Raw genomic sequence first — 24,603 nt, forward strand, 5'->3', positions numbered from 1 at the left:
TGCGTATCTAAAATTTATAAGAATTATGATACCTGTAAAAATAAAAGAACATCTAGATAGTTATATTCATCAAGAAGTCTATGTACAAATAGCAGTAATAAAAGGTAAGGAAAAAGGATCCACTAAGGCTGCGATTAATAGTTATTTGAATTCAAATCATTTTAGAGATTTGTCTGAAGGTAGGCCTTATTACCATTTTATAGATGGATTGAATGATAAATGTTTAATTAAATTAATGAATTCACCTATGAAAGATAAGCAAACCAGTGACGAGGTAATTATTGAACTTCAAAAAAAATTAAAAGAGTTAAGTGAGGAAGAATTAAAAAACACCTTCTGGGAAATTGAGACAGGTGAGTTTGTAAACAGTGATCAGATTAAAGAATTAGAGTTAGAAAGAGATCATATGATTGAAAGTTTAGATCTCAAAAATAAAGAAAATGTTTATGAGGTTTTAATTACCTTTTGTAAAAAGTATGAAGAACTATGCAGCATCAAATATCCTGATGCACCATTGCCATTAGAAATATTAAAATCTGTTAATTAATTTTTAAGGGTTCGCTCTTTAAGATAAGTCCTAAAGAGCTCCCTTATATAGCCTCTTTGGCTTTTAAATCCGATTGGATTTTATTTATTGTTTTTATGGATTGTTTTTTCACTTATGTATCAGGTGGTGTAAGTTTTAACATAATAACCTCCTTCAATATAAAGATAGTAATTATAAAATTTATTTCAATTTATTTATTTGATTTATATGCAAATATACTTCTTGAATACAACCTAAGGCATTAGTAGAGTCTCGATAATTTAAATTATTCTTTTCTAAATTACTTTTTAGCAATCAATTCACTAATAAAATTTTCACCATAGCCATCATCAACCGCTTTTTGAAAATAATTTTTATTATCTTCTGCAATTTTTTCAGCTTCAGGAAATTCTTTTAACAAGTCTTGAATATAGCTTAAATCTTTTACAGAGTTGATAGCTGTAAATTTAAATCCTGTTAAATCGTCCTTAAGTAAAGCATCAAAAATTCTATTAAGTGCAGCTGAATTTCCAGAACCAAGTTTTGCTACATCAAAGAATTTTTGTAAATCAAGGCCAAATTTTTTGGCTGCTATTGTCATATGATTTATCAATGCAGCATTTCCAAGTGTTAAAAAATTGTTTAATAACTTTGATTTTGCACCCATTCCAACTGAACCAAAATGAAAATAATTTTTACAAAATAACTTTAAATAAGGTTCTGCTAATTTAAAATTGTTGTCTGTAGCTCCAACAATACCACCTAAGATGCCTTCTTCTGCTTGAGCAGGACCTCCCATTACAGGACATTCAACATAATTGATGTTGCTAGATCGATAGATTTTTTCTGTCTCTATTGATCCTGTTTTATTGTGAGTTGTGATATCAATTATCAAAGTTTTTTTATCTAAAATCTTAGAGAGTTTTGTGGCAATTTCTTTTGCTATTGGCGTGTTAGTTACACACTTAACCAAAACATTTAACTGTTTTTCTCTAAACTCTTCCAAAGTTTTTACTTCTTTAGCACCTTTGCTAACAATTTTTTCAATTGGTTTTCTATTTTTGTTAGCAATTACAAATAAGTTGTTATTTTTAGTTAAAATATTTTTGGCTATTCCATAGCCCATGTAACCCACACCAATGAAGCCAATATTATTCATATAATGAAGTTTACATGATTAATAATTATGTATAAAGTTTAAATATGAAATACTTATGTGCATTAAAAGATTTATTAATTAGTCTTGTTGCTTCAACTATTATTATCTATGCAATAAATATTATAGCAGGTGCTGCTGGGGCTGACTACGTGTTCACACATGGAGAAGCTTTTGTTGTTTGGATTTTGATGGCAATACTAGTTAATAATTGCCTGAAGAGATAAAACTATAAATTAAATTTTCTTTTTAAGTGCCTTAATTTTCCTTCGGTACTATCGTAGTCAATATAACATCCTTGTAAAAATCTATTCCCTTCTTTTACCTCGTATGATGTTCTTCCATGAAGCAATCTATAATTATCCATCATCATTAAATCTTTAGGAGCAAGCTTAAACTCTATTCTGTATTTTTCTGAGTTGTACATTTCAGATAATCTTTTACGAGCTTTATAATATAGATCTAATTTTTGTTTATCTAACATTGGCACATAGTCTAATCTTGGACTAAATCTAACTTGTTTAAAATTTTTATCATCATCAAGTTTAATCAATTCTGACCAATCTTCTAAAACCACATCTTTATCAATGAATTTAAATCTTACTTTGACTTCAGATAAAATTTTATAAAATTCTAGATTTTCTTTTTTTAAATCCTCTGTCACAGTAAAACCATCTACTAATGTAGACAACCCACCTGTTACTTCACTTTCAATACAATGAAGTAATTGAATACATGGAACAGGATTACGGTAAGGATTGTCAGTATGAGGTGAAAGCCCTAAAGATGTGTATGCTAGATCATTTGGATTAGGTTTGGATTTAACATCAAAAAATTCACCAAAGTTTGTTCTTCTGACACTTCCTATTGAATTTGCAAATTTTACAATAAAATTGTTGTCTGTTGGAATATTTTTAATGATTACAAATCCATACTTGTAAAAAGAAACAAGTAAATCATACATTTCTTTGCTATCAAAAAAATTATCTTGGTATTCAAAATTTTTTATATTTTCTAAAGTCGAATTCCATTTTATTCTAGGGATAGATTTTATAACCGTATCTTCGTTAGAAAACTCTAAAGCAAGTTTATCAATGTTTAATTTAGATTTAACGCCATCGTTAAAGTTAATTTCTAGAATTTTTTCATTAATAATAGCTGTATTAATTGATATTTCGCTACTTAAGGTTGTTGGATCAAATAGCCGTTGTTGCGTACCTTTGTCTAAAAATTCCTCACCATCAACTCTTTCTCTTAACCAAAAAGGGTGTATTTCTTTTTTGACTGAACCGTTGTCGAAGTAAATTCTATTTTCATCAAGTTCAATTTTCATAACTAAAATCAAGAATTATTTAAATTTTAACTTTATTCAACATAAATAAAATAGTAAGAGATTGATGTGGATCAATTTAATTCAAAATACTACCCAATTTATGCTAGTTTTTTAAATCAGTTAGCAAAAGATCTAACTAAGTTTTATTATAAGAAGCTAGATAAACCTTTTAAGATATCTAATAAGCTAAAAGGTAAGGGATACGATCCAGTAACAACTTCTGATAAAGCATTTGAAAAATTTATAAGATCCAAAATTTCTAAAAAATTTCCAACTCATCAAATTATAGGGGAAGAGTACGGTCATAAAAATACTAAAAGTAAATTTTCATGGGTAATTGACCCAATTGATGGAACTAGATCATATGTTGTGGGAAATCCAAGTTGGAGCAATCTAATTTCTCTTAACTACAATGGGGAGCCTTTTTTGGGATTAGCTAATTTTCCAAAAATGAAAAAATATTATTTAAATACAAGTAAAAATTCAGCTTATGTTTTTGAAAATAATAAAAAAAGAAAACTTAAAGTAAATACTAGAGTAAATTTTGCTAATGCAAAATTAGCTGCTGCATTTCATAATACTTTATCTTTAAAGCAACAATCAAAAATTACTAAATTTATTAAACGTATGCAATTTCCATGCTTTGATGCACTTACGTATTGTCAGTTAGCTGAAGGTAGACTTGAGTTGGTTGCACAATGCGCAAATAAGATTTGGGATATTCATCCTATTATGCCAATAGTAAGAGCTAGCGGAGCAATAGTAACAACTTGGGATAATAAAAATCCTGTAGTTGGTGGAAATATTATTATTTCTAACAATATCGTTAATCATAATAAAGTTTTAAAATTATTAAAACCTGTTTCAAAATGATACCCAAGAAAGCCCAAGAAATTTTAGATTTTTGGTTTAAAGAAACTCCGTCTGAAAAGAGATTTAAGAAAGACGAGTTGTTTGATAAAACTATAAAAGATAGATTTTCAAATGATTATGAACTTGCAAGTCAAAATGAGTACGATGATTGGCAAGATCAACCAATGAGTGCTTTAGCGTTAGTTATTCTTTTTGATCAATTTTCAAGAAATATGTTTAGAGATGATAAAAAAGCTTTTGCACAAGATCATAAAACAAGATTAATTGTTAATGACGCGGTTTACGCAGGTTATCTCGAGTCTATGAACGAAAGTGAAAGATTTTTTATGATTTTACCACTTATTCATAGTGAAGAAATAACAGATCATGACATGGCTTATTATCTACTTAACAAATATCTAAAAGAGCATGAGGGATATGTTCAAATTAAAAAATTTTGGAAAGATCATACTAAAGCTATTAGACAATTTCATAGATACCCTCATAGGAATAAGATTCTGGGAAGAGAGTCTACCGAAGAAGAACTAGCCTTTTTAAATGGTCCAAACTCTTCCTGGTAGCCGTGAATTTAAAATATATTTTTAAAATAATTGATGTCAAAGAATGGCAAAAAGTTAAACAATCAGAGACTTATTTAGGATCTTCTAAAGATATAGAGGATGGTTATATTCATTTTTCAGGGGAAGATCAGGTCAAAGGAACTCTTGAAAAATATTACTCAAAACAAGAAAATCTAATTTTACTGAAGGTTGAAACATTAAAATTAGATCATTTAATTTGGGAGCAAGCATCAGATGGCAATATGTTTCCTCATTTATACTCTTCATTAGATTTATCTAATGTTGTGGATGAATTTGAAATTAATCTAACTGATAATGGCATTCACGAATTGCCAGATAATTTTAATTAGTTTAATCTGCTAATAGTGTTCACCTAAGATAACACACATCATACGGTGCTATATTCAATCATAAATTGTAAATAATATTTATTAAAATAGACACCAGCTTTGATTAGTAGTTAAATTTCTCCATGGCTATTAAAAGAAAAAAAGTAGCAAAAATAAAGACTAAGAAAAAAAAAACTAAATTAGTCAAAGTATCTAGAAAAAAATCAAAAACTAAGAAGAAAGTTGCTACAAAAAGAGTAGCGACAAAGAAACCATCCAAGGTTTCCAAAAAAAATAATAAGCTTAAAAATAAAAAAAGTAGAGAGAGAGGAAAAAAAATGAGTACTGAAACCATCAAAGCTGGGAAGTCTCCTTTATTGGATACATCTCATCTAAAAGTAAAATTTCCTTATAAAGAAAAGTATGGAAACTATATTGGGGGAAAATTTGTTGAACCTAAATCAGGTAAATATTTTGACAATGTAAGCCCAATAAATAATGAAGTCATATGTGCAGTTCCAAGATCAGATGCAAGTGATGTTGAGGCTGCTTTAGATGCAGCTCATGCAGCTTTTCCAACATGGGGTGTTACATCAATTACTGAAAGATCAAATATATTGCTTAAGATAGCAGATGTTATTGAAAAGAACCTGGAACTTTTAGCTACAGCAGAATGTCTAGACAATGGAAAGCCTATAAGAGAATGTATGGCTGCTGATTTACCATTAGTTGTTGATCATTGGAGATATTTTGCAGGCGTGATTAGAGCTGAAGAAGGTTCTGTATCAGAGATAAGTAATAGTGAATATTCTTATCATATTCCTGAACCATTAGGGGTTGTTGGTCAAATTATACCTTGGAATTTTCCATTGTTAATGGCTACTTGGAAACTTGCACCAGCATTGGCTGCAGGAAACTGTGTAGTTTTAAAACCAGCTGAACAAACACCAGCATCAATTTTACTACTGATGGAACTAATTGGAGATTTATTACCTCCAGGAGTTGTTAACGTAGTAAGTGGTTTTGGTTTAGAGGCAGGAAAACCTTTGGCATCATCTAAGAGAATTAGAAAGATTGCATTTACAGGTGAGACAACAACTGGACGTTTGATTATGCAATATGCATCTCAAAACTTAATCCCAATAACTTTAGAACTAGGTGGAAAATCACCAAATGTTTTCTTTGAAGATGTCATGGATCATGATGACGACTTCTTTGATAAATGTATGGAAGGTTTTGCAATGTTTACTCTTAACCAAGGAGAAGTGTGTACTTGTCCTAGCAGAGTGTTAGTTCAAGAGTCTATTTACGATAAGTTTATGGAAAAGGCTGTTGCTAGAACAAAAGCTGTTACACAAGACAATCCTCTTAAAATGGAAACAATGATAGGCGCTCAGGTATCCTTAGAACAAATGGAAAAAATAAAATCTTACTTAGATTTAGGTAAGAAAGAAGGCGCCAAAGTTCTTTGTGGAGGCGAGGTTGCTAACTTAAATAGTGGTTTGGAAAAAGGAAACTATATCCAACCAACTATCTTTGAAGGTGATAACTCTATGAGAGTTTTCCAGGAAGAAATTTTTGGACCTGTAGTTTCAGTTACTAAATTTAAAGATGAAGCACATGCATTAGAAATTGCTAATGATACACTTTATGGTTTAGGAGCTGGAGTTTGGACTAGAAATGGTAATGTTGCTTATAGAATGGGAAGAGGAATCCAAGCAGGAAGAGTTTGGACAAATTGTTACCATGCTTATCCAGCGCATGCTGCTTTTGGTGGTTACAAACAATCTGGAATTGGTAGAGAAACCCACAAAATGATGCTTAATCATTACAGACAGGTGAAAAATTTACACGTGTCGTACAGTGAAAAAAAATTAGGCTTCTTTTAATAGATAAATTATAATGGCCCGTATTAAATCACGGGCCATATTAAATATGAAAGTTTCAGCAACACCTACAGCACTTGAGTTAATTGAAGACTTAAAAAAAACTCATGGTAAAGATTTATTATTCCATCAATCAGGCGGATGTTGTGATGGAAGTGCACCTATGTGTTATCCGGTGAAAGAATTTTTAGTAAGTGATGACGATATATTAGTTGGAAAAATTGGTGATATTCCTTTTTATATAAGCGAGACACAACATGAGGCCTGGAAAAATACTGATCTTATAATTGACTGTATTAAAGGTATGGGCGGAATGTTTTCACTTGATAATGGCACAGGAAGAAGATTTTTAACAAGATCTGAAGTATGTGCGCCTAATAGTAATACTAAAACTAATTAAGTTTTCCCAAGTAATTTACCATTACCACTCCAATTATAATTAAAATAATTCCAATAGTTGCGTATAAATTTGGTATTTGATTATATTTTATCATAGCAAACACCAACACCCCTACAACTGTTAAACCACTATATGTTGAATAAGCAAATCCCACAGGTAGTACCGACATTGCTTTTGCAATTGAAAACATTGTTATGGCCATTAATAAGATACATAAAATAGAAGGTGTTAATTTTGTAAAGCCATCAGATATTTTTGCAAAACTGTTTGCCGTTATCCCAAAAAGTATTCCAATAACTAAAAACATATATCCAAATAAAGGTTTCATATTTTAATTATTACCTAATAAATTTACCATTAAAACTCCAGCAATAATTAGAGATAATCCTATTATTGAATAAAGATTTGGCATTTGATCAAATCTAAATATCCCAACAACTACAGTTGCAACAATAGTTAATCCAGCAAAAGACGCATAAGTTATCCCCATTGGAATATTTTTCATTACCATTGAAAGTGCATACATGCACATTACAATTGTTATTCCAGTAACAATGCTTGGAAAGAAAAGGGTAAATCCTTCAGCACTTTTTGCAAAACTATTTGAGGTAACTCCTAAGATGACTGCTAGGATTAAAAAGCCGTATGATGTTGCGAGACTCATTTAATTACATTAAATGAAATCTCGCTAAATATATATAATTATTTAGGTATCTTAGTTGCACCCGTTTCAAGTGAAATCATTTTTCCATCTTGATATTTAAATACCGCCATTACTGCTTCTGTATTTCCATCATTAAATGATACAAAAGCATGCTCAACACCAATTTCATCATTTTCAAAAATTACTCTTATTTTATCTCTTTTAATGTCACCACTCATTGCCCACTTGATTACATCTGCTTTTCCTAAAACATTACCTGATGCATGCATGGTAAACTTATAATCATCATGTAAAATTTCATTCATTGCAGTCTCATCTTTTGCTTCCATAGCAGCATTATATTTTGCTAATATTGACATATTTATCTTTCTTTCTTTTAATTATTAACCAGAATGGTTCATTACTGAATCATCAGACATCATAGTCATTTTTGATTGATCTATAATTACACCAGCCTCAATTCTTGCTTTAATTATTTCTTCGTCTCCACCAAATCCTTTCATTCCTTCCATTGACTCAAAATGTACAATTACTGTCATTGTATTATCATCTTCTTTATCTGTGCCCGCAAAAGCAATTGTCATTCCATATTTTTTTAATTTATCTCCATTTGCAAGGATCATTTCTTTCCATAAGTTAAATCCTTTAGATAGTTTTTGTTCTATTTTTACGTACATTTTTATCTCCTTTTATTAATATTTACTTATTCACTAAAGATGACTCTTATTTCGTCTTCGATAGTTCCTTCAACTGCAACTTTCTTCAATTGCTTTTGAAGGCTTTGATATTTTTTATCTGCTGACATTTTTGCATCAGCCTCATTATCTCCTTCAAACATTGGACCAATTAATGTTTCTCTAATTGTTCTTGGATCACCACCAATTTGAAATGAAAAATAAATATTGTGCTTAGGATAATATTTTTTTCTAACCTTTGCTAAACTTTTTCCAATTTCCATTGCTTCACCTAAGCTGTTATCTTTTACCTTCATTGTTCTTGTGTATATTGCTTGCATTTTTTTTCTTTAGTTTTTGTGATTTAAGATTACCGCACCAGCTTTTCCATCAACTGAATCAATTACTTCCTTATTTAAATCCATTCGTTTCGTTCTTGAAGCAGAAGCTCGATCCATTGCATCATTATCTGCATATAATGAAACAAACATTAAAGTTTTGTCATTTATACGAACTTCCAATAATTGTTCTGCTTCAGGAAATTCACTTGGTGCATTTGTTTTGTAAGTTTCTGCAATTTGATCTGCGCCTTCCTTAGATTTTAAGTTAAGAGTCGTTATTCTTGCTACTGACATTTTTATTCTCCTTTCATTATTAATTTTTTATTATCCCAAAAAATTAAATGCATAACATTATAAAAATATCGAAAAAAAAGGCTTAATGCTTATAAAATTTAGTTATTTTACAACTTATCATAGAATTAATTTCTTAATTTAAAAATTAACAATAACAATTTTTTTTGATAAAATTAATTATGATTGAAAAATTTAATGGAATTTTTTACTTAATCCTTTTCATTACTCATTTTTTAGGTTTTGGAATTTATGCTTATCAAATGATAATTAATAATAAAAATTTTAGAGCTAAATTTGAAATGGATGAAACAGCAACACCTATAATGCGTATGATAGGTGCTACTTTTCTAGGAGCATTATTGATGGCTCTTTATATAATGTTTGTCAGACCTAATGGTGTTGAAGGTACTTGGGCATTCTTTAATTTAATTTTTGTACAAAATGTATGTATCTTAATTGTAAACACTTATTCGATAAAAATTGACAAAACAGGAATTAGAAATGACTCGAATGAAGGTGTTATAGCACCACTAGTATTTACTATTTTGAGTGCAGTTCTTATATATGGGTTGTCAGATAAAATTTATATCTAAAGCCAATTGGGGAAGGGTAAACCTTTTTCTTCAAGGAATTTTTTATTAAACATTTTAGTAGAATATTTATCACTTCTGTCACAAAGAATTGTAACAATCGTCTTCCCAGGCCCTAATTCTTTACCAAGTCTGATGGCACCTGCAATATTAATTCCACAACTGGTACCAAGACTTAACCCTTCATTTTGAATTAAATCATAAAGAATGGGTAATGCTTCATGATCATCTATTGAATAAGCGTCATCTATTTTAGCATTTTCAAAGTTTTTAGTTACTCTACTTGAACCAATTCCTTCTGTTATAGACCCACCTTCTGATTTTAACTCACCATTTTTTATATAATTATAAAGAGAAGAACCTTTGGGATCTGATAAATAAATTTTTATATTTTTATTCTTTTCTTTAAGAGCATTACTTACACCAGAAATAGTTCCACCAGTTCCAGATGAACAAACAAAACCATCCACTTTACCATCTGTTTGATCCCAAATTTCTGGTCCAGTTCCTTCATAATGACCTTTGGCGTTTGCAGTATTATCAAATTGATTAGCCCAAATAACACCATTATTGTTTGATGGTCTTAATTCATCTGCAAGCCTTGCTGCAATTTTTACGAAGTTATTTTCATCCTTATAAGGTTTTGGTGTAACCAATCTTAATTCAGCTCCTAAGTTTCTAAGTAAATCTTTTTTCTCTTGAGTTTGATTATCGTTCATTACGATAATTGTTTTATAGCCCAAAGAGTTTCCTAAAAGCCCTAAGCCAATTCCAGTATTCCCTGCAGTACCCTCAACAACAGTACCACCTTTTGAAATTAATTTTTTTTCTTGAGCATCTTTAATTAATGCTAATGCAGCTCTATCTTTAACAGATCCACCAGGATTTAAAAATTCAGCCTTACCATAAATATTACATCCGGTAATTTCTGATGCAGCTCTTAATTTTATTAAAGGAGTGTTGCCAATCCCTGAAATAAAATCATTTTGAATGTTGCTCATTAATCTGATTTTGTATCACTGTCTGGTGTAATACCATATGGTTTGAATTCACTATCTGCTAAACCTACATTTTTTGCAGGTATTCCAACCATTACTGCTTTTTCTGGTACATCTTTAGTGATTACTGCGTTAGCCCCAATCTTTGCACATCTTCCAACAGTAACAGGTCCTAATACTTGTGCACCAGATCCAATTACAACTTCATCTTCAATTGTTGGATGTCTTTTTATATTTCGTTGGTCATTTGAATTTATACTTGGTGCTATTCCACCTAATGTTGCCATATGATAAATAGTAACATTATCTCCAATGTCAGATGTTTCTCCAATTACAACACCCATTCCGTGATCTATGAATAAATTTTTTCCAATTTTTGCCCCTGGATGAATTTCAATACCAGTTAGAAATCTTGAAAATTGTGAAATCATTCGAGCTACTAAATCAAATTTTGCAACACTGAAAAAATTTGCAATTCTATGAAAGAAAACTGCTTTTACACCAGGATAAGTTAATATTAAACTTATCTTAGATTTTGCTGCTGGATCTCGATCAATTATAGATTGTAAAAAATTACCCATATTAAGTTTGTTAAATTTGACTTATTGATTATAAAATTAGCTTTTATATAGTGTCTAAAATCAAAATTTAAAGGACTTAATTATGTATAAAAATACCAATTGTTTTCATTTAGCTGTGCCATGTGGGGATTTAGAAACTGCAAAAAAATTTTATAATGAAGCATTAGGATGCAGATTAGATAACTCTGCTCAAGAGTGGGCTGATGTTGATTTTTGGGGTAATGAACTTACTCTTCATGCTAGTGATCATAAGTTAGATAATGAAAGACATGATGTTGATATGGGTAATGTGTCTGTTCCACATTTTGGTGTTCATTTATCGAGAAAAGATTTTGATGCTCTAAAACAAAGATTAAAAGATAATGGTACTAAGTATTATGATGAGCCATACTTAAGATTTAAAGGAACTAAGTACGAACAAGAAACTTTTTTTGTTAAAGACCCTAATGAAAATGTTTTAGAGATTAAAACATTAACTGCTAATCCAGAATAATAATTGGCTACTAATTACAAAGCTATTGCAAAAAAACTTAAGTTTGAAGGAAGAGCTTTTATTAATGGTAAATATGTTAGTGCCATTGATGGAAAAAAATTTGAGACAATAAATCCTGCAACTGGTGAAAAACTTTGTACGGTTGCAAAATGTAATCATAAAGATGTTGATCTTGCAGTTAAAGTTTCAAGAAAAGCCTTTAATAGCGGTGTTTGGTCTAGATGTTCGCCAGAGCATAGAAAAGAAGTTTTATTAAAATTTGCAGAATTACTTCGAAAACATGGAGATGAAAATTCAGTTTTAGAATGTGTTGATACTGGAAAGCTAGTTACAGACTGTATTAATGAAGTCGCCAATGATGCTCCAATGCACTTTCAGTGGTATGGAGAACTTATTGATAAAGTGTTTGGCAAAGTGGGTCCAACTGAACCATCTATTACAAGTTTAATAGTTAAAGAACCAATAGGTGTTGTTGCGGGAATTGTTCCTTGGAACTTTCCTTTAATGATGGCTGTTTGGAAAATGGCACCAGCATTAGCTGCAGGTTGTTCGGTAATAATTAAGCCAGCAGAAGATACTCCTCTTACTGCAATTAGAGTTGCTCAAATTGGTAGAGAGGCTGGAATTCCAGACGGTGTATTAAACGTTCTTCCAGGATATGGAGATGTTGGTGAGGCTCTAGGTCGACATAAGGATATTGATGCTGTTTCATTTACAGGCTCAACTGAAGTAGGTGGATATTTTTTAAAATACTCAAGTGAAAGTAATTTAAAACCTGTTGCACTTGAAATGGGTGGTAAAAGTCCATTCATAGTTTTAGAAGATGCTAAAATAAATGATGATCTAATTGATCATGCAATAAATTCTGCTTTTTGGAATGGTGGGCAAAACTGTTCTGCAAATATGAGACAGATAGTTCATAAAAAAGTTAAGGATGAGTTTTTAGATAAAGTTATTAAGAGAGTAAAAAAATTAAAAGTAGGTGATCCATTAGATTTAAAATCTAATATGGGATCAATGATATCAAAAAATCATTTACAAACAGTCGATGGATATATTCAAAAAGGAATAGATCAGGGTGCAAAACTTTTATCTGGTGGGGTTTCAAACAATAAACAAAAAGGCTTTTATGCAAAGCCAACATTGTTTGATGGATTAAAAGAAAATATGACCATTGCTCAAGAAGAGATCTTTGGTCCAGTGCTTGGTGTTCTTACAGTTAAAGATGATAATGAAGCTTTACAAGTTGCTAGTAACTCAAAGTATGGTTTGCACGCTAGCGTTTTTACTCAAGATATTAATAGAGCTTTTCATCTAGCAAAAAGTCTACCATGTGGAACTGTATCAATTAATACTTTTTCAGAGGGAGATATTAAAACTCCATTTGGAGGCTATAAACAATCAGGTTCATTAAGCAGAGATCAAGGAACTGAAGCCCTTAATTCATTTCTTCAGACAAAAACTATCTGGATTAGTCATCAATAATTACTGCGACCATTAAGTTAAAAAGACAAGGCTATATATATCTTTTGTAACTTAATTTCCTTTGACTCACTTTGTTCATTCGCGTTAGACTAAATTTTTTAAATTAATAGGAGAGAGATAATGAGAATGATTAAAACTACACTTGTAGCTGGATTAATTTCACTTTTTGCTACTTTTTCGACATTTGCTGAGAAGGTAAAAATTGGTGATCCAGGTTGGACAGGTGCAACAGCTATTGCAAACTTATTAGCTGCAGTTGTTACAGATAAAATGGGTGGAGAAGCAGAACTTGTTCCAGGAAACAACACTGCTATTTATGGTGCGATCGACAGAAGTAAAGGTGAGATTGAAGTTCACCCTGACATCTGGTTACCAAATCAACAAGCTTACACAAATGATTTAGTTCCAAAAGGAACTTTAAAATTAAGTAGCAAACCATATGAAGGAAACCAAGGTTATTGTGTTTCTCAGCAATTTGCGAAAAAATTTAATATTACTGCAATTGAAGATTTAGGAAGACCTGAAGTTGTTAAAGCTATGGATAGTGATGGCAATGGTAAAGGTGAGTTCTGGATTGGTGCAGATGGTTGGGCTTCAGCTAATGTTAACCAAGTTAAGTTAAGAGACTATGGTTTATATGATGCAGGGATTGAGCCAATCAGAGCAGCAGAAGCAGTTAAGAATGCAAGAGTTCTTGACTCTATTAAAAAAGGCGAAGGCTATGCATTTTATTGTTACAAACCGCATGCGATTTGGGGAATGGCTGATGTAGTTATGTTGGAAGAGCCAAAATTCGATCCAGCTAAATACAAAATGGTACAACCTAAAGAAGATGCTGATTGGTACAAAAAATCTTATGTTGCTTCGAAAGACGCACTTAAACAAATTCAAATTGGTTGGGGTACTTCTTTAGAAAGTAAATCTCCAGCTATTGTTGAATTCTTTAAGAACTTTCAACTAACAGCAGATGATGTATCGGCTATGGCATATGCAATTTCAGTTGAGAAAAAAAAACCAGCTGATGTAGCGAGAGCTTGGATGAAAGCTAACAAATCAACAGTTGACGGTTGGTTAGGTCTTTAATCTAAATAAAATAAATTATTTATACTCGGCAATTTTATATTGCCGGGTATATTTTCCTAAATAAAAGAGAGTTAAATGGATTCTTCTGGATCAGCAATTAAAATTGAAAATGTTTGGAAAGTGTTTGGTAACACTTCGGTTGAGGCATTAGATGCAATCCAAAATAAAAAAATTTCTAAAAATGAAGCTTTGGAGAAATATAACTCTGTTATAGGTGTATCTGACGTTTCTTTTGATGTTAAACAAGGTGAAATATTTTGTGTAATGGGTCTTTCAGGCAGTGGAAAATCAACATTAGTTAGGCATATTAATAGACTTTTAGAACCAACATCTGGCAAGATTTTAATCAACGGTCAGGATGTAATGACACTTGATAGAGATAATTTACAAGAATTAAGAAATAAAAAAATTGGTATGGTATTTCAAAACTTTGCACTAATGCCTCATAGATCTGTTGTGGATAATATAGCGATGCCGCTAGAAATTAGAGGGGTAAGTAAAAATGATAGATTGGATGCAGCAAACAAAATTTTAGAAATTGTTGAATTACAAGGTTGGGGAAATAAATTTGCACATGAATTATCAGGGGGTATGCAACAAAGAGTAGGACTTGCAAGAGCCTTAGCTGCAGATCCAGATTTTTTATTAATGGATGAGCCTTTTAGCGCATTAGATCCTTTAATAAGAAGACAGCTTCAATCTGAGTTTATTAAACTTTCAAAACAAATGAAAAAAACAACCGTTTTTATTACTCATGATTTAGATGAAGCTGTAAGAGTAGGTCATCGAATTGCAATTATGAGAGATGGGAAAGTAATTCAAATTGGAACTCCAGAAGAAATCGTAGTAAGTCCAGCAGATGACTATGTTGCTGATTTTGTCAAAGGTATTTCTAGACTAAAAGTTGTTCAAGCTAAATCAATAATGCAAACTGTTGAAAATTTTGAAAATAAAAATGGAAAAATTACAAATGATTTAGAAATTGTTAATGAGAGTGATTTGCTAAGTAAACTTATTGAAACGTCAGCATCTAGAGATAAGCCAATAATTGTAAATAATAATCAAAATAAAATTGTTGGTGTTATATCGCAGTCAGATCTTTTAAAAGCAGTTATTGAAGGAGAGGATAGTGAGTAAAGAACTTAATAACCCTTCAAGATCTCAGTTAATAACTGATTTTGTCAAAACAAATCCAGAATATTATATTGAGAAATTCCAACAAATAGGTAGCAAACCTACTTTTTCTTTTTCATTTAATCTTTATGCAGCAATTCTTGGACCAATTTGGTTTGGAATGAGAAACATTTGGAATTGGGCTTTAACTTTTCTAATTATTGAAACTTTTTCTGTTGTTCAAATAATAAGAGGTTTATTTGGTAATATCACAAAAGATGCTATTCAAAAAATTGAACAGGTCCAATCGACAATTGCATTTAGAAATAAGCAATTAGAAGCAGCTATTACCAATAATCCTGACAAAGTTGATGTCTATAAAAGAAATATCAAATCATTAGAGGACGCCATGCAAGGCTATATTGATGAAGTTAGTAGAATTGAAGCATCAGCCATCTGGATAACAATTTTTGGAATAGCACTTTTAATTTCAATTAAGATTGTCCAAGGTGTTCTTGCAAACTCTAAATTAGAAAAAAGATATTCCGAATGGTTATCTGACAAATCAATAAGCCCTGGTATGCAAACTAAAAACTATATTTTAAGTACAGTTTTTGCTTCCGTCATTATGTTCTTTTCAGTAGTGCACTACAGTTTTCCTGGTTTAATTATAATTATGGATGAATTTCCAACCCATCCAGATATAAGATTAACTTCTATTGCCTGGGTAGAAAAAATTTTTAATTATGCTGTATTAAAAGGAGATGCATTATTTACTGCAATTACAATTGGTATTAGATCTGTTTTAGATTTTTTAGAATTATTATTTGTTAAAACACCTTGGATAGTAATCATAACTGCAATAGTGACTTTAACAGGGCTATCTGCCGGCCCTAGAGCTGCAATCTATTCAGCTGGTTTTTTATGCTACATGGGCTTTTTAGGTTTTTGGGTTAAAGCAATGACAACACTAGCTTTACTTGGAACAGCAGCAATTTTAAGTATCGCAATTGGAATACCACTTGGGATTTTTTGTGCAAGACGACAAAGATTTTATTCAATGATAAGACCGATAATGGATTTTATGCAAACAATGCCAGCGTTTGTATTTATGATTCCAGTTATCGCATTCTTTGGAACAGGGAAGGTTGCAGCAGTAATAATTACAATGATATTTGGTGGAACTCCTGTTGTTAGATTAACAGTACTTGGATTAAGAGGAGTGCCAGAGACAATCAGGGAAGCTGCAATAGCTTACGGTGCAACTAAATGGTATTTACTAAGAAAGGTAGATTTACCTTTAGCCACTCCATCAATTTTAGCAGGTGTAAACCAAACTGTAATGTTAAGTTTAGCAATGGTTGTAGTTGCATCACTAATTGGAGCAAAAGGTTTAGGACAAGATGTATTAGAAGCTTTACAATATGCTAATGTTGGTCAAGGTATTCTTGCAGGTGTTGCAATATTATTTGTAGCATTAATTTTAGATAGGGTTGTTCAAGGTAAGAAAAGAGTTTAATAAACCCTAATGGAATTTCTGTTATTAGGTTTCTTTACTGGTTTAAGTCTTATTTTAGCAATAGGTGCTCAAAATATTTTTGTAATTGAACAAGGGTTAAAAAAACAACATATATTTCTTGTTTGTATAGTTTGCTCTATTTCAGACTTAATTTTAATTTTTCTCGGGATATTTATTTTTCAATTTTTTAATCAGTATTTTAATCCAATTGTTGAATTAATATTCAATATAGCTTTAGTCATTTTTCTACTTCATTTTATTTATTCAAAAATAAAGAATTATAATACAGCAGTCAATTTTGATACAGATTTAACCAGTATTACAGCATTTAATATTTTTTTAAAAACTCTAGGATTTACATATTTAAATCCACATGTTTATTCTGATACAGTATTCTTTTTAGGAAATTTTTCAAAAAACTTCATCATTAGTCAAAAAATACTTTTTGGAATAGGTGCATCAATTGCATCTTTTTTATTTTTTTTCTTAATTGGATATCTTTCAAAATATCTGTCTAAATATGCGAAAAGTAAAAAAATTTGGAATATAATTAATATCTCAATAATTATTTTTATGAGTTTTTTAACATTGTTTATTATAACAAAAATGATTAATTAAATATTATGAGTAAAATTTATATAGATGATGTAGGTGAGGGATATCCTTTAGTATTAGTTCATGGTTATTTAGGCTCATCTGAAATGTGGTGTAATCAAAGAAATTTTTTTTCAAATTTTTGTAGAGTAATTTCACCAGCTTTGCCTGGATTTGGTGAGAGTAGTGGTGTCCAATCATTAGACTCAATTAATAAAATGGCTAAGTTTGTAATTGACTTAATTGATGAAAAAAAAATAGATAAATTTAATTTACTTGGTCATTCAATGGGTGGAATGATAGTTCAAGAAATAACTAAAATTGCTGGTAACAGAGTTAATAAATTAATTTGTTTTGCAACTGGATCCATCGGTGAAATACCTGGAAGGTTTGAACCAATTGACGAAACTAGAAGAAAACTTAAAGACGATGGGGTAGAAATTTCATTTTCAAGAGTGCCACAAAAATGGTTTGTAAAAGGTGACCAGGATAAAAATTATTATTTATGTGCAAATGCAGTTAAAAATGTTTCTCTAGAGACTGCTGATAATGCACTTAAAGCAATGCAAAATTGGTCAGGTATAGATGAATTAGAAAATATTAAAAATCAAACATTAATAGTTTGGGGTGATAAAGATACCTCATATAATTTTGATCAAGTTGATACACTTAACAAAAAAATTAAAAATAGTAGACTAGAAATCTTTAAAGATTGTAGTCATAACGTGCATCTTGAAGAACCAGATAAATTTAATAATTTAATTAAAGATTTTGTTAATTAACCTTTTACAGCGCCTGCTGTTAATCCACTTATTACTTGTTTTTGAAAAAACATTACCAATAAGAATAAAGGTGCTGTAGCAGAAACTACTGCAGAAACTGCCCACATCAAATTACCCTCGTGTTGGTTGGTTCCAAGGTAACTCTGAATTTTAGGAACCATTGTATGATTTTCTTGATTAAGTAATAAGGCTGTTACAGTAAAATCGTTATATGCTAGCATTAAACTAAATAATCCAGCTGTTATAACTCCTGGCCACATCACAGGCATAATTATATGTCTGAATGTTTGAAAGTATGTACACCCATCTATAAGTGCACTTTCGTCAAGTTCTTTTGGAACAGTTTTAAAAAAAGAGTAAAGTAGCCAAAGTGTAAATGGTTGATTAATTGCTATTAGCACTACAATTGTTGTAGGTAGAATTCCCCAAATTTGTAATTGAAAAAAAGGAAATAAGTATCCAGAAACTAAAGTTATATGCGGCATAGCTCTAAATACTAATGCAATAATTAAAATCCAAAATGCATAATTTTTTGTAGATCTTGATAAAGCGTAAGCTCCTAGGGTTCCAAGAAACAAAGAGACAGAAACTACACTTACAGTTACTATTATCGTGTTTCTTGATGCTTTCCAAAACTCACCTTCAAACCATGCGCCACTATAAGCTTCAGTTGTAAAACTTTTACCAGTTTCTAATAATGTGTTGAAAGCTGTTATTGCATACCACCAATCAGCTCTTGAAAAAAAGTCTGCTCTTACTTTAAAAGAACCCCAAAAAGTCCAAATAAATGGAAAACATGCTATCAATAACCAAACAACTATAAACATAGTATTGAAGGTTTTTAAACTATTTGATTTTTTATCTAATCCGTAATCCATGATTATCTATTTGTTCTAAATTCTCTCCAAGTTCTTATTAAAACTGGCGTTAGTATTATTGCTATTCCAATAATTGTCATTATTGAGGTTGCAGCTGCTGAGCCAAATAAAATAACCTCTTCGTTAACTAAATTATCATATATCAACCAAGACAATGATTGAGCACTACCTTGGGCACTAAAACCAATGATAGGTTCAAATACTCTAAAGTTATCCATTAAAGAAATTAAAGCTACAAATGTTACAACAGGATAAATATGAGGCAAAACAATATGCTTAACTCTCTGAAATCTTGAAGCACCATCAATAATAGAAGCTTCTAACGGTTCCTGAGGAACTGTTTGTAAAGCTGCATAGAATACTACAAAGGCAAAAGGGGAGTGATGCCATATACCATAAATAATAATTGTGATCCAAGTCAGTGTTTTAGAAGATTTAACTGATAGATAAGGATCATTCATCAATAATTGTAAGTTTGCTCCAATAATTCCTTCTGCATCTACCATCCAAAATAAAACTAAAGAACCAACTAATGGAGTTACGATCATTGGTAAAATTGTACCAAAGATTAAAGCACCTCTTATTTTCCTGGAAATTGAATTTAGACTAAGGGCAATAACAAATCCTAATAATAGAACACATGGTGTAACAATAATACAATAAGTAAAAGTAAAAATTAATGCTTTATAAAAAGGTAGATTACCCACTTTAGTTAAAAATTCTCCAGTTGAATTGCTTTCATTCCAAAAATTAGATAATTGGTCGGTTGCTAAATGATTTCTGTCTACATAAGTTCCAAATCCATTAAATTTTCCAAGTGGCTTTTCTTCCCTAACTTTAGAAGATGCTTCTTGATCAATTTGTACTGAAACCTTGCAGCCAAATGGATCACATTTTTTAACTTCTTTTAAAATCTGATCGTGTTGAGCATAAAAAGACTGAACACCTGTTGATATAATAGGTAATCCAATGAATAAAATCATTGCTAAACCAGTTGGTAAAAAAAACCAAAAAAAACTTTTATTAGGCATGAATTTTAGTTAAGTGGGGAGTAAATCCCCACTTAAAGATACTTAGATATTATAGGAACCCTTGTTCTTTTGCTTTAGTATTATAAGCAGCTTCAACATCTTTTAATGCTTGTTCAGCTGTCTCATTTCCTTGCAAAAATTCAACAATTTCATTACCTAAGGCACCGTGCATTAGTCCCATTTGAGGTAACATTGGATAAGGTTTTGCACCCATTTTAACTGCTTCAATAACACCAACAGATTTTGGTCCTGGAACAAATCCTTCAACCAACCAAACAGCTTGGTCTGCAGCTTTTGCTACCATTTCTTTTGAAGAAGCAGCATGAGCCATTGCTCTAAAAGAAGCTTCTGCATCTGCATCTGGTCTATTTTTAGCAAGTGTAAATCCATCCCACCAAAGTGTTGCAGCAGGAATGTTTCCACCACCAACAGTTGCTGGTGCAACTAGTTTAGTAGCTGCAGTAATTTTAGCATCACCTTCATCATCTAAAAGAGTTCCAGATCTTGAAGCCCATAAAGTCATAATAGCAACATTTCCAGCTTCCCATTCAACTTTAATTGCTTCACTATCATGTGTTAAATAATCAGGATTACTTAAATCAGCTAATTTTTTTAACATATTTAGAGTTGCTACACCTTTAGCATTATTGATACTTGGTTTTGCTGATCCAGCTTCAAAAAATTCACCACCATGACCAATGTACATGTTTACAAACTCTTCAGCTAAGTTCCAGCCAGCTTTATAAGCTGCAGCATAAGGATATTTCATTTTTCCTGCTGCTCTTATTTTTTCAGATGCTGCAACAACTTCTTCATAAGTTTTAGGTATTGCAATACCATTAGCTTTTAAAACATCTGTTCTTACATATAAATGTTGAGTATTAGCCATAAATGCTACAGCCATAACTTTTCCATCAATTGTAATTAATTGAGAATCTTGAATGCCTTTTCCATATTTTTTAACTAGATCATTCATAGGTCTAATTAAATCACTATTCATTAATGGAACAATTGAACTGTTTGCTGCTACTCTAACAGAAAATTCTGAAGGATTAGCAGTTAGCGCTGGTACAGCAATTTTATTGTGCTCTGCTGAATGAGTCACTTTAAAATCTGCACTACCTTTACATTCTTTAGCTGTATCAACAAGTGTTCTTAATGCTGGAAAATCATTCGCTAAGATGTTGATTGATCCAGATTTAATATTACAGTCTGCATTAGCATAAGTGCCAAATAGCAAAAATGATAATACGATTAATATTTTTTTCATATTCATTACCTTTCTATAATTTTAATCTTTAAACCCTACAAAATACTTGAAAGTATTTATAAAGCTATTTTGTCGTTTTTTTTGATAATTTCAAAGTAAAAAATTAAATAGCTTTAGAAGCAAGCTCTGTGCCAATTACTAAAGACTCAAGTTTCTTATAAACTATGTTTTCATCAACATTTCCAAAACCTGCAAACGTACTGAAGCCACAATCTGTTCCTGCCATTAATTGATCTTTATTAACTACTTTTGAAAACTGAATAAGTCTATTTTTTACAACCTCTGGGTGTTCTATAAAGTTAGTAGTAGAGTCGATTACACCTGGGGCTATAATTTTATCTTGAGGCAATTTAATACCTTCAAACGCCTGCCATTCATGAGAATGTCTCGGGTTAGAAGACTCTAGCAAATATGTTCCAACATTTGCTTTTAAAATTAAAGGTAAAATTTTATCTAAAGAAATATCATGTGAATGAGGACCCTCATAATTACCCCAGCAGATATGCATTCTAATTTTAGATTGGGGAATATTTTCTAAAGACTGATTAAGAAATTCAATTTGTTTTTCTGCTCTTTTTAAAAATTCATCTTCTGACAAATCTTTAAATGTCATGTGTCTTGCTAAAGCAAGATCTGGGCAATCTAGTTGTAAATGTATCTCATTAGAAACAATTTCCTCATATTCTTGTTTCATAAGTCTTGATAAAGAATCTAAATATTCATCATCATTTTTATAAAATTTATTTGGTAAGAAAGCAGAAATTACCCCAGGAGAAGCCGCATTCATAAATGCTTGATTGTGATTATTCTCTTTGAGAGCATCTTTAAAATTATTAATATCTTTAGTTAAAGATAAGGTGTCTTTAATTTTTAGTTCATGTGTACAGCAAGGTCTTGTATAAGTTGGTGTTCCGCCTGATCTAGCAATTCGTTCTTTAAATGTTGGAAAATCATCAAGATCTCTAGGAGCCTTTCGTTCACTTTCCCCTGAAAAACCATCTATTCTATCTTTTACATAAGTTGCATAACTAATCTTAGACATTTCTCCATCACTTATAAAATCAACACCTAGATCAATTTGTTTTTTTACAATTTTTTTTACATCTTTTTTGACTACTGCATCAAAATTATCTAAATCTATTTTCTCTTTTTTATCTTTTTTAAAAAGAAGATCAGAAAGTTCGTCTGATCTTGGTAAGCTTCCAACATGTGTTGTTTTAATTTTAGTCATTTAATTATTATTCATTAGAATTTGCTTCCAGATTGCAACTTCATCAAACAATACCCATTCTCTTATAATCCCATCTTGATTTAACTCTACATGATTTATTCCCATAATAAATAATTTAGAATTTGTTTTTTTACCATAGTCTTCACTATCATTTGTATGCATACCTTCTAAAAACCATCTAATTGATGCCCTTGGGTTTTTGTCAAACTCATCTAAATATCCAACATGTTCAATACTGAATTTGATATCAGTAAAAATATCTTTTAAAGAGTTCCAAAATTTAGAAACATCTTCTCTTCCATGGCCCAATTTGTTTCCAGGCCAATAAATACTTGAAGCTCTATTGTAATCGTTAAAATTATAACCCTCTTCAAAAACTTTACTTAATATTTCTGAATATTTTTGACCCGCAGAGTCTTTTTTTATTTTCTCTGGTTGATAATCTGATGGCTTTATATCATTTTTATCAAAAAGTTTTTTAGCTTTTACTAATCCACCCTCCTTATCAATCATTATTTGAGCAAATTCTTTTGGAGTATAACCAATTTGTCTTACCATTGCTCCTTGATCTCTTACAATCCATTCATCGTACACTTGATTACCCTTACAAGCACAATCTGCTATTACTCTATAATAAATATCTTTACCAGTTGGTTTGCCATAAAATCCATCTCCTAAATGTGTTCCTTTGCTTAAAATCCTATGTGAGGAATGATAGCCGTTAATATCATTTCCATTCCAGATAACGTCTTCACCAAGTAATTGTCTATTCGGAAATTCTTTTAGGGTATTATAAGTTGCCTCTATAACAGGTTTGTTACCATAAGTTATTCCAAAAGGAGACCTAACTGGAATATCATCAGTATAAAATTCACCAATTGAATCCACATCTTTTCCTTCCCAAATCTGTTTAGTAATTTTTAAAATGTAGTCTGGAAAATCTTTATATTTTTTATCAAAGCCCTTCATTAAGCTTTACTAACACAATTTAAAAAACATTCTTCATTATTATCAATAGAAATACTAACTTTAGTATTTAACGGAAGGGAAAAAGTATCTTTTGAATTAATATCAAATTCATCTTTTTCAATTTTAACTTTCCAAGTTCCTTTTTGTGAAAATAAAATAGTTGGTTTCTCAAAGATTAAATCTTCTACAAACCCTTTTTTGGCTTTTAGAATACTGTAATTAAAACCAGTGGTATGATTAATTAAAGGATTATAGGATTTTTTACAAAAATTATTACCTATAATTTGAATTAATTTAATTTCATTATTTAGAATAGTTTCATGATTAATATGATCTTTAAACTTACAAACAAACTTATCAATTTCATCTATTTCATAGTTATCAAATTCTTTAAGCTTTTCATTTGTTATAGGCTCTAATAGTTTTCTGTTTTGAGGTATTTCACTTTCATTTAAATCAATCAAAGAATTGTCATCTAACAAAGCTAATCCAGTTTCTTTTGCTTTAATCAAAACATTAGGAACCCAAGTGATTATTCCAGGATCATCATTTCCCAATATTACAAAAATTAAACCTTCTTCATTACCAGCGTTTTCAAAACCTCTAAACATATTAGTTGGCATTGAAACAACATCCCCTTTACTCAAAATTATTTCATTTTTACCATCTGCACCCCAATAGAATCTCCATTTACCTGAATAGATTAAAAATACTTCAGCAGTTGTGTGACTGTGTAACCCTGAACCATTTTTAGGGTTAGCGCTAACTGCACCAAGATTGTAACCATGAGGTTTAGAAATTTTAACAGACTGATTACTATCTTCTGCGACACCCGGACCTACAATTGAATAATTTTTTCTTTCTTTATGACCTTCCATTCTTCCCTCAACAAAAGGTAAGGTGCTAGGAGTGAGTTCATTAAATCTTGCAATTCTTTCAGTCATAATATT

At 30.8% G+C, this 24,603-nt stretch carries 31 protein-coding genes; 15 read left to right on the forward strand and 16 right to left on the reverse strand.

Going from position 1 to position 24,603, the window contains the following annotated elements:
* Positions 1-25 precede the first annotated feature (25 nt).
* Positions 26-547: a hypothetical protein gene (locus ACIJYF_RS02215; RefSeq protein WP_435117388.1), complete on the forward strand. Its 522-nt coding sequence runs from the start codon at positions 26-28 to the stop codon at positions 545-547.
* 280 nt (positions 548-827) lie between these two features.
* Here ACIJYF_RS02215 and ACIJYF_RS02220 read toward each other — a convergent pair whose 3' ends face one another.
* Positions 828-1,685, reverse strand: coding sequence for an NAD(P)-dependent oxidoreductase (locus ACIJYF_RS02220; protein WP_435117389.1), 858 nt, complete (start codon positions 1,683-1,685; stop codon positions 828-830).
* Positions 1,686-1,729: 44 nt separating this feature from the next.
* On the opposite strand from ACIJYF_RS02220, the gene ACIJYF_RS02225 reads away from it, so the two are divergent.
* Complete coding sequence (locus tag ACIJYF_RS02225) at positions 1,730-1,909, forward strand: hypothetical protein (RefSeq protein ID WP_435117391.1); 180 nt, start codon at positions 1,730-1,732, stop codon at positions 1,907-1,909.
* Positions 1,910-1,911: 2 nt separating this feature from the next.
* Here the strand turns inward: ACIJYF_RS02225 and ACIJYF_RS02230 are convergent, their stop codons facing one another.
* Positions 1,912-3,015 (reverse strand): TauD/TfdA family dioxygenase, encoded by a 1,104-nt coding sequence (locus tag ACIJYF_RS02230; RefSeq protein WP_435117393.1) that lies wholly within the window; start codon positions 3,013-3,015, stop codon positions 1,912-1,914.
* A gap of 66 nt (positions 3,016-3,081) precedes the next feature.
* Between ACIJYF_RS02230 and ACIJYF_RS02235 the strand changes: the two genes are divergently transcribed.
* The 5 genes from ACIJYF_RS02235 to ACIJYF_RS02255 all read left to right on the forward strand — a co-directional run bounded on the left by ACIJYF_RS02235 (position 3,082) and on the right by ACIJYF_RS02255 (position 7,063).
* Entirely contained in the window at positions 3,082-3,888 is an 807-nt protein-coding gene (locus ACIJYF_RS02235) for an inositol monophosphatase family protein (RefSeq protein ID WP_435117395.1), read from the forward strand.
* A complete protein-coding gene (locus ACIJYF_RS02240; RefSeq protein WP_435117398.1) occupies positions 3,885-4,448 on the forward strand; it encodes a DUF924 family protein in 564 nt (187 codons plus the stop codon). The genes ACIJYF_RS02235 and ACIJYF_RS02240 overlap by 4 nt, the downstream gene beginning before the upstream one ends.
* A 2-nt stretch (positions 4,449-4,450) precedes the next feature.
* Complete coding sequence (locus tag ACIJYF_RS02245) at positions 4,451-4,798, forward strand: DUF952 domain-containing protein (RefSeq protein ID WP_435117400.1); 348 nt, start codon at positions 4,451-4,453, stop codon at positions 4,796-4,798.
* A gap of 317 nt (positions 4,799-5,115) precedes the next feature.
* Positions 5,116-6,666 (forward strand): aldehyde dehydrogenase family protein, encoded by a 1,551-nt coding sequence (locus ACIJYF_RS02250; RefSeq protein ID WP_435117964.1) that lies wholly within the window; start codon positions 5,116-5,118, stop codon positions 6,664-6,666.
* Positions 6,667-6,712: 46 nt separating this feature from the next.
* Positions 6,713-7,063 carry a DUF779 domain-containing protein gene (locus ACIJYF_RS02255; RefSeq protein ID WP_435117402.1) on the forward strand — a complete coding sequence of 117 codons (351 nt, stop codon included), beginning with the start codon at positions 6,713-6,715 and terminating at the stop codon, positions 7,061-7,063.
* Here ACIJYF_RS02255 and ACIJYF_RS02260 read toward each other — a convergent pair.
* Genes ACIJYF_RS02260 through ACIJYF_RS02285 form a run of 6 tightly spaced genes read right to left on the reverse strand, consistent with a single transcriptional unit; the run spans position 7,056 to position 9,036 of the window.
* Positions 7,056-7,391, reverse strand: a complete 336-nt coding sequence (locus tag ACIJYF_RS02260) for a DMT family transporter (RefSeq protein WP_435117404.1) — start codon at positions 7,389-7,391, stop codon at positions 7,056-7,058. The two genes, ACIJYF_RS02255 and ACIJYF_RS02260, sit on opposite strands and share 8 nt — an antisense overlap.
* Positions 7,392-7,394: 3 nt before the next feature.
* Positions 7,395-7,727 (reverse strand): DMT family transporter, encoded by a 333-nt coding sequence (locus tag ACIJYF_RS02265; protein ID WP_435117406.1) that lies wholly within the window; start codon positions 7,725-7,727, stop codon positions 7,395-7,397.
* 38 nt (positions 7,728-7,765) lie between these two features.
* Positions 7,766-8,086, reverse strand: a complete 321-nt coding sequence (locus ACIJYF_RS02270) for a nuclear transport factor 2 family protein (protein WP_435090886.1) — start codon at positions 8,084-8,086, stop codon at positions 7,766-7,768.
* 24 nt (positions 8,087-8,110) lie between these two features.
* Positions 8,111-8,404, reverse strand: coding sequence for a hypothetical protein (locus ACIJYF_RS02275; protein ID WP_435086729.1), 294 nt, complete (start codon positions 8,402-8,404; stop codon positions 8,111-8,113).
* A 26-nt stretch (positions 8,405-8,430) separates the two neighbouring features.
* Complete coding sequence (locus tag ACIJYF_RS02280) at positions 8,431-8,742, reverse strand: hypothetical protein (RefSeq protein WP_435090889.1); 312 nt, start codon at positions 8,740-8,742, stop codon at positions 8,431-8,433.
* Positions 8,743-8,751: 9 nt separating this feature from the next.
* Positions 8,752-9,036, reverse strand: coding sequence for a hypothetical protein (locus ACIJYF_RS02285; RefSeq protein ID WP_435117408.1), 285 nt, complete (start codon positions 9,034-9,036; stop codon positions 8,752-8,754).
* A 179-nt stretch (positions 9,037-9,215) separates the two neighbouring features.
* Here ACIJYF_RS02285 and ACIJYF_RS02290 point away from each other — a divergent pair, with 179 nt between their 5' ends.
* The gene (locus tag ACIJYF_RS02290; protein ID WP_435086733.1) at positions 9,216-9,629 is read left to right on the forward strand and encodes a hypothetical protein; all 414 of its coding nucleotides are present in this window, start codon (positions 9,216-9,218) and stop codon (positions 9,627-9,629) included.
* On the opposite strand, the gene ACIJYF_RS02295 is transcribed toward ACIJYF_RS02290, so the two are convergent.
* On the reverse strand, positions 9,626-10,627 hold the full coding sequence (locus ACIJYF_RS02295) for a cysteine synthase A (protein WP_435117410.1): 1,002 nt from the start codon (positions 10,625-10,627) through the stop codon (positions 9,626-9,628). The two genes, ACIJYF_RS02290 and ACIJYF_RS02295, sit on opposite strands and share 4 nt — an antisense overlap.
* Positions 10,627-11,205: a serine O-acetyltransferase EpsC gene (gene epsC, locus ACIJYF_RS02300; RefSeq protein ID WP_435117412.1), complete on the reverse strand. Its 579-nt coding sequence runs from the start codon at positions 11,203-11,205 to the stop codon at positions 10,627-10,629. Before epsC ends, ACIJYF_RS02295 begins: the two co-directional genes overlap by 1 nt.
* 82 nt (positions 11,206-11,287) lie before the next feature.
* On the opposite strand from epsC, the gene ACIJYF_RS02305 reads away from it, so the two are divergent.
* The 7 genes from ACIJYF_RS02305 to ACIJYF_RS02335 all read left to right on the forward strand — a co-directional run bounded on the left by ACIJYF_RS02305 (position 11,288) and on the right by ACIJYF_RS02335 (position 18,274).
* On the forward strand, positions 11,288-11,698 hold the full coding sequence (locus ACIJYF_RS02305) for a VOC family protein (protein WP_435117414.1): 411 nt from the start codon (positions 11,288-11,290) through the stop codon (positions 11,696-11,698).
* Positions 11,699-11,701: 3 nt separating this feature from the next.
* Positions 11,702-13,183, forward strand: coding sequence for an aldehyde dehydrogenase (locus ACIJYF_RS02310; protein ID WP_435117416.1), 1,482 nt, complete (start codon positions 11,702-11,704; stop codon positions 13,181-13,183).
* Between the two features lie 120 nt (positions 13,184-13,303).
* Positions 13,304-14,266 (forward strand): ABC transporter substrate-binding protein, encoded by a 963-nt coding sequence (locus ACIJYF_RS02315; RefSeq protein WP_435117418.1) that lies wholly within the window; start codon positions 13,304-13,306, stop codon positions 14,264-14,266.
* Positions 14,267-14,341: 75 nt separating this feature from the next.
* A complete protein-coding gene (locus tag ACIJYF_RS02320) occupies positions 14,342-15,403 on the forward strand; it encodes a quaternary amine ABC transporter ATP-binding protein (RefSeq protein ID WP_435117420.1) in 1,062 nt (353 codons plus the stop codon).
* Complete coding sequence (locus tag ACIJYF_RS02325) at positions 15,396-16,898, forward strand: ABC transporter permease (protein WP_435117422.1); 1,503 nt, start codon at positions 15,396-15,398, stop codon at positions 16,896-16,898. Before ACIJYF_RS02320 ends, ACIJYF_RS02325 begins: the two co-directional genes overlap by 8 nt.
* A gap of 9 nt (positions 16,899-16,907) precedes the next feature.
* On the forward strand, positions 16,908-17,516 hold the full coding sequence (locus ACIJYF_RS02330; protein ID WP_435117424.1) for a LysE/ArgO family amino acid transporter: 609 nt from the start codon (positions 16,908-16,910) through the stop codon (positions 17,514-17,516).
* A gap of 5 nt (positions 17,517-17,521) precedes the next feature.
* Entirely contained in the window at positions 17,522-18,274 is a 753-nt protein-coding gene (locus ACIJYF_RS02335) for an alpha/beta fold hydrolase (RefSeq protein ID WP_435117426.1), read from the forward strand.
* On the opposite strand, the gene ACIJYF_RS02340 is transcribed toward ACIJYF_RS02335, so the two are convergent.
* From ACIJYF_RS02340 to ACIJYF_RS02365, 6 genes are all read right to left on the reverse strand, one after another.
* Positions 18,271-19,152: a carbohydrate ABC transporter permease gene (locus tag ACIJYF_RS02340; protein WP_271497306.1), complete on the reverse strand. Its 882-nt coding sequence runs from the start codon at positions 19,150-19,152 to the stop codon at positions 18,271-18,273. The two genes, ACIJYF_RS02335 and ACIJYF_RS02340, sit on opposite strands and share 4 nt — an antisense overlap.
* Positions 19,153-19,154: 2 nt before the next feature.
* Positions 19,155-20,183 carry a carbohydrate ABC transporter permease gene (locus ACIJYF_RS02345; protein WP_435117428.1) on the reverse strand — a complete coding sequence of 343 codons (1,029 nt, stop codon included), beginning with the start codon at positions 20,181-20,183 and terminating at the stop codon, positions 19,155-19,157.
* A 49-nt stretch (positions 20,184-20,232) separates the two neighbouring features.
* Positions 20,233-21,459: an ABC transporter substrate-binding protein gene (locus tag ACIJYF_RS02350; protein WP_435117430.1), complete on the reverse strand. Its 1,227-nt coding sequence runs from the start codon at positions 21,457-21,459 to the stop codon at positions 20,233-20,235.
* A gap of 97 nt (positions 21,460-21,556) precedes the next feature.
* Positions 21,557-22,684: a cobalamin-independent methionine synthase II family protein gene (locus ACIJYF_RS02355; protein WP_435117432.1), complete on the reverse strand. Its 1,128-nt coding sequence runs from the start codon at positions 22,682-22,684 to the stop codon at positions 21,557-21,559.
* A complete protein-coding gene (locus ACIJYF_RS02360) occupies positions 22,685-23,653 on the reverse strand; it encodes an ester cyclase (RefSeq protein WP_435117434.1) in 969 nt (322 codons plus the stop codon).
* A complete protein-coding gene (locus ACIJYF_RS02365) occupies positions 23,653-24,597 on the reverse strand; it encodes a cupin domain-containing protein (RefSeq protein WP_435117436.1) in 945 nt (314 codons plus the stop codon). Before ACIJYF_RS02365 ends, ACIJYF_RS02360 begins: the two co-directional genes overlap by 1 nt.
* Positions 24,598-24,603 lie beyond the last annotated feature (6 nt).

It is taken from the genome of Candidatus Pelagibacter bacterium nBUS_49 (assembly GCF_051200925.1).
In the GTDB taxonomy this organism is placed as follows: Bacteria; Pseudomonadota; Alphaproteobacteria; order Pelagibacterales; family Pelagibacteraceae; genus Pelagibacter.